The organism is Nocardia yunnanensis (genome assembly GCF_003626895.1).
GTDB classification, from domain to species: domain Bacteria; phylum Actinomycetota; class Actinomycetes; order Mycobacteriales; family Mycobacteriaceae; genus Nocardia; species Nocardia yunnanensis.
The window spans coordinates 1,016,253-1,028,881 of sequence record NZ_CP032568.1 but is presented as its reverse complement, the minus strand read 5'-3'; the positions used below and the strand labels follow the sequence as shown (position 1 = coordinate 1,028,881).

12 protein-coding genes and 1 tRNA gene are annotated in these 12,629 nt (G+C 68.9%); 4 read left to right on the top strand and 9 right to left on the bottom strand.

Annotated features, from left to right (window positions below; translation table 11 throughout):
* Positions 1-21: 21 nt before the first annotated feature.
* The 3 genes from purB to D7D52_RS04865 all read right to left on the bottom strand — a co-directional run bounded on the left by purB (position 22) and on the right by D7D52_RS04865 (position 3,468).
* Entirely contained in the window at positions 22-1,443 is a 1,422-nt protein-coding gene (purB, locus tag D7D52_RS04875; RefSeq protein ID WP_120735241.1) for an adenylosuccinate lyase, read from the bottom strand.
* 192 nt (positions 1,444-1,635) lie between these two features.
* Entirely contained in the window at positions 1,636-2,241 is a 606-nt protein-coding gene (locus D7D52_RS04870; RefSeq protein ID WP_120735240.1) for a TetR/AcrR family transcriptional regulator, read from the bottom strand.
* A 69-nt stretch (positions 2,242-2,310) separates the two neighbouring features.
* Positions 2,311-3,468, bottom strand: a complete 1,158-nt coding sequence (locus tag D7D52_RS04865) for a pyridoxal phosphate-dependent aminotransferase (RefSeq protein WP_187703112.1) — start codon at positions 3,466-3,468, stop codon at positions 2,311-2,313.
* Positions 3,469-4,022: 554 nt separating this feature from the next.
* Between D7D52_RS04865 and D7D52_RS04860 the strand changes: the two genes are divergently transcribed.
* Positions 4,023-4,886 carry a M23 family metallopeptidase gene (locus D7D52_RS04860; protein WP_425464656.1) on the top strand — a complete coding sequence of 288 codons (864 nt, stop codon included), beginning with the start codon at positions 4,023-4,025 and terminating at the stop codon, positions 4,884-4,886.
* A gap of 102 nt (positions 4,887-4,988) precedes the next feature.
* Here D7D52_RS04860 and purD read toward each other — a convergent pair whose 3' ends face one another.
* Positions 4,989-6,272: a phosphoribosylamine--glycine ligase gene (gene purD / locus D7D52_RS04855; protein WP_120735238.1), complete on the bottom strand. Its 1,284-nt coding sequence runs from the start codon at positions 6,270-6,272 to the stop codon at positions 4,989-4,991.
* Positions 6,273-6,375: 103 nt separating this feature from the next.
* Between purD and D7D52_RS04850 the strand changes: the two genes are divergently transcribed.
* Complete coding sequence (locus tag D7D52_RS04850) at positions 6,376-6,801, top strand: HIT family protein (RefSeq protein ID WP_120735237.1); 426 nt, start codon at positions 6,376-6,378, stop codon at positions 6,799-6,801.
* 42 nt (positions 6,802-6,843) lie between these two features.
* On the opposite strand, the gene D7D52_RS04845 is transcribed toward D7D52_RS04850, so the two are convergent.
* From D7D52_RS04845 to D7D52_RS04825, 5 genes are all read right to left on the bottom strand, one after another.
* Positions 6,844-8,325: a sensor histidine kinase gene (locus D7D52_RS04845; protein ID WP_281279166.1), complete on the bottom strand. Its 1,482-nt coding sequence runs from the start codon at positions 8,323-8,325 to the stop codon at positions 6,844-6,846.
* On the bottom strand, positions 8,322-9,059 hold the full coding sequence (locus D7D52_RS04840; protein WP_120735236.1) for a response regulator transcription factor: 738 nt from the start codon (positions 9,057-9,059) through the stop codon (positions 8,322-8,324). The genes D7D52_RS04845 and D7D52_RS04840 overlap by 4 nt, the downstream gene beginning before the upstream one ends.
* Positions 9,060-9,265: 206 nt before the next feature.
* Positions 9,266-9,337, bottom strand: a tRNA-Thr gene (locus D7D52_RS04835).
* 167 nt (positions 9,338-9,504) lie between these two features.
* Positions 9,505-9,747 (bottom strand): MbtH family protein, encoded by a 243-nt coding sequence (locus D7D52_RS04830; protein WP_019931522.1) that lies wholly within the window; start codon positions 9,745-9,747, stop codon positions 9,505-9,507.
* A gap of 153 nt (positions 9,748-9,900) precedes the next feature.
* A complete protein-coding gene (locus tag D7D52_RS04825; RefSeq protein WP_120735235.1) occupies positions 9,901-10,734 on the bottom strand; it encodes an alpha/beta fold hydrolase in 834 nt (277 codons plus the stop codon).
* Between the two features lie 189 nt (positions 10,735-10,923).
* On the opposite strand from D7D52_RS04825, the gene D7D52_RS37555 reads away from it, so the two are divergent.
* Positions 10,924-11,091 carry a hypothetical protein gene (locus tag D7D52_RS37555; protein WP_162958162.1) on the top strand — a complete coding sequence of 56 codons (168 nt, stop codon included), beginning with the start codon at positions 10,924-10,926 and terminating at the stop codon, positions 11,089-11,091.
* Positions 11,092-11,095: 4 nt separating this feature from the next.
* Complete coding sequence (locus tag D7D52_RS04820; protein WP_120735234.1) at positions 11,096-12,577, top strand: alpha,alpha-trehalose-phosphate synthase (UDP-forming); 1,482 nt, start codon at positions 11,096-11,098, stop codon at positions 12,575-12,577.
* The last annotated feature ends 52 nt before the right edge of the window (positions 12,578-12,629 follow it).

Here is a 12,629-nt window from a genome sequence, read left to right as displayed (position 1 = left end):
GGGGCGAGAGTCGTTGCGTCCCTAGAGGATCGGGGACGGGGTGTAGCGGGCGGCTGCGGGGTTGGCGTCGACCAGTTTCTGGACCTGGGCGATCACGTCGGCGACCTGCGCCTCGGCCGCGCCGATGAAGGCGGAGCGGTCGGCCAGGGCGGCGTCGAGGGCGGCGCGGTCCAGGGGCATGCGGTCGTCGGCGGCGAGGCGGTCCAGCAGGTCGGGTTCGCGGCCCTGCTCGCGCATGGCCAGCGCCACCGCGACCGCGTGCTCCTTGATGACCTCGTGCGCGGTCTCGCGGCCGACGCCGGCGCGCACGGCCGCCATGAGCATGCGGGTGGTGGCCAGGAACGGCAGGTAGCGGTTGAGTTCGCGCTCCACCACGGCCGGGTACGCGCCGAATTCGGCGAGCACGGTCAGGAAGGTCTCCATCATGCCGTCGATGGCGAAGAAGGCGTCCGGCAGCGCGACCCGGCGCACCACCGAGCAGAACACGTCGCCCTCGTTCCACTGCGCGCCGGCCAGTTCGGCCGCCATCGAGGCGTAGCCGCGCAGCACCACCTGCAGGCCGTTGACGCGCTCGCAGGAGCGGGTGTTCATCTTGTGCGGCATGGCCGAGGACCCCACCTGGCCGGGCTGGAAGCCCTCGGTCACCAGTTCGTGGCCGGCCATCAACCGGATCGTGTGCGCGAACGAGGACGGGCCCGCGCCCACCTGCACCAGCGCGGAGAGCACATCGTGGTCGAGCGACCGCGGGTAGATCTGGCCGACGCTGGTGAAGACGTTGGCGAACCCGAGGTGCCCGGCCACCTTCTGCTCCAGCTGCGCCAGCTTGCCCGCGTCACCGCCGAGCAGGTCCAGCATGTCCTGGGCGGTGCCCATCGGACCCTTGATGCCGCGCAGCGGATACCGGTCGATCAGCTCCCGCAGCCGGGTCAGCGCGATGAGCAATTCGTCTGCGGCGGAAGCGAATCGCTTCCCCAGCGTGGTGGCCTGCGCCGCCACATTGTGCGAGCGCCCCGCCATCACCAGCGTCTGGTATTGCGCCGCCCGCTCGGCCAGCCGTGCCGCCACGGCCACCCCGTGGTCGTACACATGCTCGAGCGAGAGCCTAATCTGCAACTGCTCCACATTCTCGGTGAGATCCCGAGAGGTCATCCCCTTGTGCACGTGCTCGTGCCCGGCGAGCGCGTTGAACTCCTCGATCCGCGCCTTCACATCGTGGCGGGTGACCCGCTCCCGCTCGGCGATGGACTTCAAGTCCACCTGATCGACGACCCGCTCGTAGTCCTCGACCACCCCGGCCGGAACCTCCACCCCCAGTTCGGCTTGCGCCCGCAACACCTCGAGCCACAGCCGCCGCTCGAGCACGATCTTGTTCTCCGGCGACCAGAGATGAACCAGCTGCGGACTGGCATAGCGAGTGGCGAGAACATTAGGCACGAGGGTCACGTCGTGCCAGTTTACCGGCTGTATTTTCTGCCCTCCGCTTCGCTCCGGGCGGGGTTCGCGGCGCTGGAGGTCTCGATTCTTCCCTCCCTCCGCTCCTCCGCTTCGCTCCCCCGCTCCGCTCGGTCCAGAATCGAGACGCGCCGCGAACCTTGTGGGTGGATGTTGTGCGGTGTTGTTGCGGTGGGCCGTAGGTCAGGCGGGTGGGGCGACGATGTCGATGATCTCGAGCAATGCGACCCGCGCCATGCGGCGGGGTTGCGGGTCGAGTTCACCGAGCGCGGTCACCACCGCCCCATCCACGACCGCCACCAGGCGGCGGGCCTGTTCCGCGCGCACGATTCGATCCGAGCGGCGCAGCACGTCCGCGAGCAGCTCGTCGAGCTGGGCGCGTAGTCGAAGCTGCACCTCGCGTAGCTCCGGATGCCGGGCCGAGGCGACCGATCGCTCGTAGCGGGCGATGAGCTGCCCGCGCGCGTCCTCGTCCTGAATCTCGGGTCCCACCAACAGATCCAGCACCAGTTCGACGGTCGCGTCCGCGCCGCGGCGGCGGTGCGTCACCTCGCCGACCCGGCGGCGCATGGCCTCGAGCTCGGCGTTTCCCGAGAATTCGACCGCGCGCGCGATCAGATCCTCCAGCGATTCGAAGTAGTAGGTGGTGGACGCGAGCGGCAGATCCGCCCGGGTCGCCACCGAGCGGTGCCGGACCGCTTCGAAGCCGCCTTCGAGCAGTAGCTCGGCGGCGGCACAAACCAGCGCTTGGCGACGCCGTTCGCCTTTCGGAGTCGTCGCAGTGGTCACGGTGCAATCGTGCCAGTCATCCTCGACGCTGTGTGCATTTTGCCCACCGCGTTCAATCCGCTTGGCGGATCAGGCCAAATACCGTTCCAACCGGTCCAGTGCCTCTTCGATGTCGGCGCCCGCTCCGGCGAACGAGAAGCGAACGGTGTGCAGTCCGTTGCGGGTGTCGAAATCGATGCCGGGGGCGAGCGCGACACCGGTCGCGTTGAGCACGTCGGTGCACCAGCGCATCGAATCATGGGTCAGGTGAGCGATATCCGCGTAGGCGTAGAACGCGCCGTCGGCCGGGGCGAGGTCGGTGATGCCGAGTTTGGGCAGTCCCGAGAGCAGAAGCTGACGGTTTGCCGCATAGCGACGCACATGACCGTCCAGTTCGGTCTTGGCTTCCGCGCCGAACGCGTGCACGGCGGCGAACTGGGAGATAGCCGGAGGGCACACAGTCATATTGGAGGCCAAGCGCTGCAATGCGGGTCGCAGCGATTGCGGCACCAGCATCCAGCCCAGCCGCCAGCCGGTCATGGAGAAATACTTCGACACCGAGCCGATCACCACCGACTCCCGCGAGGTCTCCCACGCCGAGGCGGTCGGTTCGATGCCGTCGTAGACGATGCCGTGATAGATCTCGTCGGAGATCAACAGCGTGCCGTGCGCGTCGCACCAGCGGGCCAGCGCCGCCAGCTCGTCCGGCGCGATCATGGTCCCGGTCGGATTGGCCGGACTCGCCACGATCAATCCCGCCGGCGGTTCGGGCAGCGCCTCGAGCATGGCCACGGTCGGCTGGAACCGGGTCTCCGGACCGCAGTCCAGCTCCACCACGTCACAACCCAGCGCCGCCAAGGTGTTCCGGTACGCCGGATACCCCGGCCGCGCCACCACCACGGTGTCCCCCGGATCGAACGCGGCCAGGAAGATCAGCGTGAACGCGCCGGACGATCCGGTGGTCACCACGACCTCGTCGGCGTGCACCTCGACCCCGTAGGTGCCGCGGTGATGCTCGGCGATGGCCTCCCGCAACGCCAGGATCCCGAATGTCTCGGTATAGCCCAGCAATTCGCTGTCCATCGCCGCCTTCGTGGCCGCCAGCACCGGCCGCGGCGCGGGCGTCGAGGGCTGCCCCGCCGCCAGCACCAGCACATCTCCGTGTGTCCGGGCCCTCTCAGCAGCTGCTTTCCAGACGTCCATCACGTAGAAAGGTGGAATGGTCGACCGGCGAGATTCGATACGCACCCGACAGACGGTAGAGCACCCGCCGCACCGCCTGTCCGGGAACGGCCGTGCGAATGCCTGAGGAGGGCGCGCGAATGCCTCGACCAGGCACCGTGCAGGGGGAACCAGCAACCACCGGGAACACCCCGGCGGCCGACCCACGCCCGCCCCACCCCACCCCACCGGCCCCCCAACCCGCCCGCGCCGCGCAGCGCTTCGTCCAAACCGTCCTCCGCCGCCGGCCGCCGACTCCGCCTGTCCCCGAAACCTCCGGCACCGAGGCCGGCGATCGTCGGGACATCGAGAATGCCGACGGCCCGGGCAGTTCCGGCCGCGGCGGGCTCGCGGGCGCCGAAATCGCCCCGGGCGCCGACAGCGCAGTCGAGGTCCGGAGCACCGACGGCGAATCAAAGGTGTCGGGCGCCGAGGACAGCGGGTTCAGGGCGGGGTCGGACAGGTTCGTGCCGGGTGTGCGGGCGCAGCTGGGACAGCAGGCTGGGCGGTCGCGGACTCGGCAGGCGCTGAACGGGGTGTGGCGAGCACTGGTCGTACTGCTCGGACGTGCCGCGGACTGGCTGCGGGTCACGGTGCCGATCGTGCGCGATCGGATTCTCGAGTTGTGGAGACGGCGGCCGCGGTCGCGGGACGAGGCGCGAGAGTTGTGGCGGCGGGAGTGGCCCAAGGCGCGCGCGTGGAGCATTCAGCATCGGGTGCTGATCGGGGGGATGGTCGCGGTGCTGGTGTTCGCGAGCGCGGACGGGGCGCTGGGCTTGATTCCGACCGACGCACCGGTGAGTCCCGGTGTGGCGCTGCGGATTCCGGTGCAGTACCCGCTACAGGTCCAGGCCGCGCCCGAGACCTCGAAGCGGTATCTGGACGCCATCAACAACGGTGAGCGGCTGCGCGAGCAGGCGGTGGTGTCGGCGGCCGCGGCGGCCACCCTCGAACGCGCCAAGGCGGAGGCGGCGGCCGCGGTCTCCGGCCAGCCGCAGCCCTGGATGACGCCGGCCCCGGACAGCTCACTGCCACCCGGCTTCGTGATCCCCGGCGCGGGCGGCTTCGCGCTCCCCGCGAAGGGCGTGTTCACCTCCGGATTCGGCGCCCGCTGGGGCACTTTCCACGCGGGCATCGACATCGCCGCCCCGCTGGGCTCCCCCATCTACGCGGTCGCCGCGGGCACGGTCATCGACGCGGGCCCGGCCCAGGGCTTCGGCCTGTGGGTCCGCATCCGCCACGACGACGGCACCATCTCCGTCTACGGCCACATGTACGACTTCTCGGTCTCGGTCGGCGAACGCGTCCCCGCCGGACTTCAGATCGCCCGCATCGGCAACCGCGGCGACTCGACCGGCCCCCACCTGCATTTCGAAATCATCATCAACGGCCAGCACGTCGACCCGCAGCCCTGGCTCGCCCAACGCGGCATCATCGTCGGCTAGCCCGGGCACGCTCGAATCTGGCTCGGCCGACGGCCGCCCCAATTCAGCTCGATTGTCGCCCGCCCCAATTCGGTTCGGGCGGGCGATGTCTCGACTTCGCGATCAGACCGCGGTCGGGATGGTGATGCGGCCTTCCTCGGCGGCCAGGCCGATGTCGGTGCGGAAGTGGCCGCCGGGCAGTTTGATTCCGGCCAGGCGGTCGTAGGCGTTCTTGCGCGCCTCGGCGAGATCCGCACCCTGACCGACGATGGCGAGCACGCGGCCGCCGGCGGAGACCAGCGCGCCGTCCTCACGCTGGGCGGTGCCGGCGTGCAGCACCTCGGATTCGATTCCGGTGCCGGTGGATTCGGCGCCGGTGATGACGTCGCCGCTGCGCGGCCGCGCGGGATAGTTCTCGGCGGCCAGCACCACGGTGACGGCCGAGCCGTCCTTCCAGCGCGGCGCGGCCACCTGGTCGAGCGTGCCGGTGGCGGTGGCGTGCAGCAGCTCACCGAGCGGGCTGTCCAGCAGCGACAGCACGGCCTGCGTCTCGGGATCGCCGAAGCGACAGTTGAATTCGACCACCGCGGGCCCGTCCTGCCCGATGGCGAGACCGGCGTAGAGCAGCCCGCTGAACGGCACGCCGCGCCGAACCATCTCGGCCGCAACGGGTTTCACCACATCGTCGACAATGGCCGCGAGCGTCTCGGCCGGCAGCCACGGCAGCGGCGTGTACGCGCCCATGCCACCGGTATTGGGTCCGGTGTCGCCGTCACCGACGCGCTTGTGATCCTGGGCGGGCAGCAGCGGCACCACGGTCTCGCCGTCGACCAGGCAGAACAGCGACACCTCGGGTCCATCGAGGAACGATTCCAGCAGCACCGGGTGCCCCTGCTCGAGCAGCTCGGCCCCATGATCGCGAGCCACCAGGCGATCGGTCGTCACCACGACGCCCTTACCGGCGGCCAGCCCGTCGTCCTTGACCACCCAGGTCGGCCCGAATCGATCCAGCGCCGCGTCCAGTTCGCCCGGATGGTCGACGATCTCGCTGTGCGCGGTCCGCACCCCGGCGGCGTTCATGACGTCCTTGGCGAAGGCCTTCGAGCCCTCGATCTTGGCGGCCTCCGCCGACGGCCCGAAGGCCGGGATTCCGGCGGCCCGCACCGCGTCGGCCACCCCGAGCACCAGCGGCACCTCGGGCCCGACCACGACCAGATCGGCCTCGAGCTCCTGCGCCAGCGCGGCCACCTCCGCCCCCGAGGAGGCGTCCACCGCACGCACTTCGGCGTGCTGGGCGATGCCCGCGTTGCCGGGCGCGGCGTACACCGCGGTCACGGCCGGGTCCTTCCGCAGCGCCAGGACGAGGGCATGTTCACGGGCTCCGGAACCGATGACGAGTACGCGCACGGCGAACAGCTTAAAGGGCTGCGCGTTCACGCTGGCCAGCAGTCCACGCAGACCTCAGCGCCCCGCACCCGCCCGAAGCGCAGCGGAGGGCAGAATGTCTGCCATGGCTTCTGTTTTCTCCGCAATCATCAACGGTCAGCTGCCGGGCCGATTCGTCTGGGAGGACGAGGAATTCGTCGCCTTCCTCACGATCGCCCCGGTCACGCAGGGGCACACGCTGGTGGTGCCGCGCCAGGAGATCGACCAGTGGCAGGACATCGACCCCGACGTCTACGCCCGCATGAACGGCGTCGCCCAGAAGATCGGCAAGGCGGTGCGCGCCGCCTGGGACGCCCCGCGGGCCGGCCTGCTCATCGCGGGCCTGGAGGTGCCGCACCTGCACATGCACGTGTTCCCGGCCTTCGAGCTCGGCAACTTCGACATCACCAGCGCCAACCCGGAACCGAGCAAGGAGTCCCTCGACGAGGCCCAGGCCATGATCAAGCAGGCGCTGCGCGATCTGGGCTACGGCGCGAACGTCCCGGAGTAGCCGCCGGCCCGGGTGCCCGTTCCCGACGGGCAGGCACCCGGCTCAGCGCGCGTCGCGCGGCAATCGCACGGTGAAAGTCGTTCCCGCGCCCGGCGTACTGGCCACCGACACCCGCCCGGCATGCGCCGCCACCAGCGCCTGCACGATCGAGAGCCCCAGCCCGGTGCCACCGCTCTCCCGGCTGCGCGAGGCATCGGCGCGATAGAACCGTTCGAAGACCCGCTCGGCCTGTTCCGGATCCAGTCCCGGTCCGGTATCGGCGACCTCGACCAGCACCTCCGCCTCGGCCGGCGTCAGCCGCACCGTCACCTCCGCCTCGGGCGGGGTGTGCACCAGCGCGTTGTTGAGCAGATTGGCCAGCACCTGCCGCAGCCGCGTCTCGTCGCCGAGAATCTCCAGAGTGCCGGGGCCAGGCCGGATTTCGAGATCCACCTTGCGGTCGGGCCCGTCCGGATGCTGTGCCGCCGCCAATGCCCGCGCACTGTGCACGGCGTCGCTGGCCAGCATGAGCAGATCCACCGGCCGTCGTTCCACCGGCCGCTGCGCGTCCAGCCGGGCCAGCATGAGCAGGTCCTCGACCAGCAGTCCCATCCGTTTGGATTCGCGTTCGATGCGATCCATCAGCATGTCCGGATCGGTGATGGCGCCCTGCCGGTACAGCTCCGAGAACCCCTTGATGGTGGTCAGGGGCGTGCGCAGTTCGTGGCTGGCGTCGGCGATGAAGCGCCGCATCTTGGATTCCGAGCGCCGCGCCGCCTCCTCGGACGCCTCGGTGGCCGCGAAGGCCTGCTGAATCTGGGTCAGCATGGTGTTGAGCGACTGCGAGAGGTGATCGACCTCGGTGTCGGTGCCGCGCACGGGAACTCGCTGATGCAGATCCCCGCCCGCGATGGCGGCGGCGGTGCGCTCGACCTCCCGCAGCGGCCGTAGACTGCGCCGGATCACGATGCGCGCCACCGCCGCCAGCGCCGCCAGCACCAGCGCGCCGATCACCAGCTGCAGCACGATCAGCTTGTCCAGCAACGAGTTCGTCTCGTCCATGCGCAGGGCGATGGTGCTGGTGCCGTACTCGTTGACCGTCCGCAGCACCCGCCATTCCTCGCTGGACGCGCCGATCGAACCGACGGTCCGCGGCCGGGTGTCCAGATCCGCCGGCACCTCGGGCTGCTGCGCGCCCGCGGACAGGCTCAGCGTGGTCTGCCCGCTGTTGTCCTGCACCTGCACCCAGTACAGATGCGGCGGGCGTTCGCGGCCGCGCACGGTCGGCAGCGGTTCGGGGCGTTGCGCGCCGGGCGCGGCCCAGCTGTGGGCGGCGTCGTAGAGCTGTCGGTCGATGCGTTCGACCAGCACATTGCGCATTAGCGAGGTGACCGCGATGCCGGAGACCAGCAGCCCGAACCCCACCAGCGAGACCAGGGCCAGCACCAGCGTGGTCCGCAACGGGACCGACGCCAGCCGGTGAGCGATCGTGCCGCGCAGAGTTCGTGCCGACCCCTTGTCCGCCACCAGCGCGGCCGGGCTCACGTGGCCGCCGTCTTACCGCGCGGTTCTCGCATCACGTAGCCCACCCCGCGCAGGGTGTGGATCAACCGCTCGGGCCCGGTGTCGACCTTCTTGCGCAGATACGACACGTAGGTTTCGACCACCCCGACCTCGCCGCCGAAGTCGTAGCGCCACACGTGATCCAGGATCCGCGGCTTGCTCAGCACGGTCCCGGCGTTCACCAGGAAGTACCGCAGCAGCGTGAACTCGGTGGGCGACAACGAGACCGGATCCCCGGCCTTCCACACCTCGTGGGTGTCGTCGTCGAGTTCGATGTCGGCGAAGCGCAGCCGCGAGGATTTGGTCTCGGGCGCGGATCGGCCCGAGCGCCGCAGGATGACTCGCAGCCGCGCCACCACCTCTTCGAGGCTGAACGGCTTGGTCACGTAGTCGTCGGCGCCGAGGGTCAGCCCGGTGATCTTGTCGTCCACGTCGTCGCGCGCGGTCAGGAACAGCACGGGCGAGTCGATGCCGTCGGCGCGCAGCCGCCGCAACAGCCCGAATCCGTCCATCCCCGGCATCATCACGTCGATGATCAGCGCGTCGGGTCGGAAGGTCTTGGCCTTGTCCAGCCCCTCGGTGCCGCTGGCGGCGCTCGCGACCTCGAATCCCTGATATCGAAGACTGACCGACAGCAGCTCGACGATCATGGGCTCGTCGTCGACGACGAGCACCCTCGCCTCCGGTTCACGCTGCGCAGCGGGCACACCTGTCATGGGCTCATATTCTGCGCTTCCCCCGCGAGAAAGCTGGCGCTTCCCTGGGAGTTTCCTGGGAGGGATCAACTCTCGATGCTCTCAGGGGCTTCGCCCCCGAACCCCCAGGAACGGTCGTGGGGGCCACCACCCGGCGCAAAAAATGTGGGGCCGAGAGTATCTCGGCCCCACATGATCTGTCGGTCAGGCAGCGCAGCTGCCTCTCGAGCCCCCTGTCAGGATTGAACTGACGACCTTCGCTTTACAAGAGCGGTGCTCTACCACTGAGCTAAGGAGGCGGGAAATGCGGGCTCATCATAACCGGGGTCGTCGGCTGCGCGGAAAAGCCGACGTCCCGGTCGGAACGATGCGGCGCTAGGGACCGGAGCGCGGCCGGACGGGGCATGTCGCCTCACCCGGCCGCGTTCGGAAGCCGTTCGCGCAGTATCGGACTAACCGCAGGGTGTCAGGACTGAGCCGCCTGACGTGCCGCGTCGTCCGCCGCCATGGCGTCACGCAGGCTCTTCGGACGCATATCGGTCCAGTTCTTCTCGACATACTCGACGCACGCGGCGCGGCTGTCCTCGCCGAACACGACTCGCCAACCCGCCGGAACCTCGGCGAAGGCGGGCCACAGGGAGTGCTGTTCCTCATCGTTGACCAGGACGAAGAACCGGCCGTCTTCGTCATCGAAGGGATTGGTGCTCATTTCACCTCACTGGATACTGGCGCTCTGTACGGAGTACGTAGACGGATCGTCCAGCCACCGCAGTGTTGGAACGAGCCCCCGACGTTGATTCGACCCTAGCAAGGCAGGTGTTACCGCTGGGCGGTTACCTGCACTTCATTGAACCGAGCGGGTTCAGGCCGCGAAGAATTCGAGCAGGATCTTGTTGACGGCCTCCGGCTGCTCCAGGTAACCGAAGTGCCCGGCATCGGGAACTTCCTGGTAGCGGGCCCCCGGAATGATATCCGCGACCTCGCGGGAAAGATAGGGCGGAATCATGCGATCGTCGGCGAAGCCCATCGACAGGCACGGCACGGTGATGGCCTGGTAGGCGGCGACCCGGTCGAAGTCGTGGTCCATCTTGCGCTGCGCGCGAATGCCGGGAGTGACCGGGCCGCCGGTGAATTCGAACAGGTCCAGCCAGTCGCGCGCGGCGTGCGGATCGGCCAGGGTCGCCGGGCTGAGGTTCATCAGGGCGGTGATGGCGGCCTCGTATTTGGCGGGCAGCTTGGTGCCCGCGGCGTCGAGTTCGTGCTCGCCGAGCGACAACGTCTTCTGGAACTGATCGAGCCGGGCGTGTCCCGCCATGAAAACGGCCTTGCGGACCAGATCCGGCCGGGCCAGGCACAGCTCCTGCGCGACCCGCGAGCCCATGGACTGCCCGACCACCAGGGCCGGTCCCTCGTCCAGGAATTCGATGAGGGCGGCGGTGTCGCGCACCAGATCGTCGATGGTCATCCCGGTGGGCGACTCGAAAGACGGTGCGATGCCGCGATTGTCGAAGGTGCAGACCCGGTAGCCGGCCGCGACCAGCGCGGGCACCTGGTGCAGTTCCCACACCCGCCCGCCGCTGCCGGTGCCCATGATCATGACGACCAGCGGCCCGGCCCCCTTGACGTCGGTGCCCTTGGACCGGTCTCCCTTGACCTGGTAGTTCAGCGAGATTCCGTTCACCGTCACCAACGGCATGCTTACGACCCCTTCATCAGGTGCTTCGACGCGTACGTTCGTTCACCGTATAGGTATCCGAAGCCGGAATGTTTCGACCCTCACGATTGCGGTTAAGGCTCGTGTTGACCGCAGGGCACGGTCCCAACTTTCCTGACGGATACGATGGACGTCTCGCAGAGAGTTGACTTTCCCCGAGAGGACATGGATATGGCCGCGAAGACCGGCGCGAACGACATCGCGGACGACGATCTGGAACCGCTCGCCGACGAGACCGCACGCCAGGCGCAGCGTGTCGTGGCCGCCTACGCCACCGACGCCGACGAATGCCGCATGCTGCTGTCGATGTTGGGCATCGGTCCGACGCGAGGCGAATAGGGCCGTGCACCCGGACAGCTCAGGTTCCGGTTTCGTAGTCGTCGCCAACCGGCTCCCGGTCGATCTGGAGCGACTACCCGACGGCACCACCCGCTGGAAGCGCAGCCCCGGCGGCCTGGTCACCGCCCTGGAACCGGTACTGCGAAACAACAAGGGCGCCTGGGTCGGCTGGGCCGGCGTCCCCGACGTCGATCTCGACCCGATCACCGAGGACGGCCTGGAACTGCATCCGGTGCCGCTGTCGAGTGACGAGGTCTCCGACTACTACGAGGGCTTCTCCAACGCGACGCTGTGGCCGCTCTATCACGACGTGATCGTGCGGCCCGTCTACGACCGCCAGTGGTGGCAGGCGTACGTCCAGGTGAACCGCCGCTTCGCCGAGTACACCGCGAAGGTGGCGGCCGAGGGCGCGACGGTGTGGGTGCAGGACTACCAGCTGCAGCTGGTGCCCAAGATGCTGCGCATGCTGCGCCCCGACCTGACCATCGGCTTCTTCCTGCACATTCCGTTCCCGCCGGTGGAACTGTTCATGCAGATGCCGTGGCGCACCGAGATCGTCGAGGGCCTGCTGGGCGCCGACCTGATCGGCTTCCACCTCCCCGGCGGCGCGCAGAATTTCCTGTACCTCGCCAGACGCCTTGCCGGACAGCCGACTTCACGCGGCAATGTCGGCGTGCGCTCGAAACTCGGTGTGGTGCAAGTGGGTTTCCGCACCGTGCGCGTGGGCGCCTTCCCGATCTCGATCACCTCCACCGAGCTGGACGAGTACTCCCGCCGCCGCAGCGTGCGCGAACGCGCCGCGAAAATCCGTGCGGAACTGGGCAATCCGAAAACCATCCTGCTCGGCGTCGACCGCCTCGACTACACCAAGGGCATCGACATCCGCCTGGCCGCCCTCGAGGAACTCCTGCACGACGGCCGCGTCGACCCCGAGGACACCGTCATGGTGCAGCTCGCGACCCCCAGCCGCGAGCGCGTCGAATCCTACAAACAGATGCGCGGCGACATCGAACGCCAGGTGGGCCGCATCAACGGCGAATTCTCCCGCGTCGGCTACCCGGTGGTCCACTACCTCCACCGCCCCATCCCCCGCGAAGAACTCGTCGCCTTCTTCGTAGCCGCCGACGTCATGGTCGTCACCCCCCTCCGCGACGGCATGAATCTGGTGGCCAAGGAATACGTAGCCTGCCAAGGCGGCCTCAACGGCGCCCTGGTCCTGAGCGAATTCACCGGCGCCGCAGCCGAACTCCGCCAGGCCTACCTCTGCAACCCCCACGACCTCGACAGCGTGAAGGACGCCCTGATCGGTGCGATCGACGACGACCGAGACACCCGCCGCCGCCGCATGCGCTCCCTCCGCCGCCAAGTCCTCACCCACGACGTAGACCGCTGGGCCCGAGCCTTCCTCGACGCCCTCGCCACCGACCGAGTAGCCGGCAGCGCCCTGCTCACCGACGACGACGTGGACCCGGACATCAGCCGCTAGGTCGCCGAAAAAGCTTGAACGCCCCGGTCTTTCGGCCGGGGCGTTCGGCTGC

What these genes read in the sequence shown, in the direction of transcription:
- D7D52_RS04850 (WP_120735237.1), top strand. Translation starts at nt 6,376, where the DNA reads ATGGCTTCTGTTTTCTCCGCAATCATCAACGGTCAGCTGCCGGGCCGA.
- D7D52_RS04840 (WP_120735236.1), bottom strand. Translation starts at nt 9,059, where the DNA reads ATGACAGGTGTGCCCGCTGCGCAGCGTGAACCGGAGGCGAGGGTGCTC.
- D7D52_RS04830 (WP_019931522.1), bottom strand. Translation starts at nt 9,747, where the DNA reads ATGAGCACCAATCCCTTCGATGACGAAGACGGCCGGTTCTTCGTCCTG.
- D7D52_RS04825 (WP_120735235.1), bottom strand. Translation starts at nt 10,734, where the DNA reads ATGCCGTTGGTGACGGTGAACGGAATCTCGCTGAACTACCAGGTCAAG.
- D7D52_RS37555 (WP_162958162.1), top strand. Translation starts at nt 10,924, where the DNA reads ATGGCCGCGAAGACCGGCGCGAACGACATCGCGGACGACGATCTGGAA.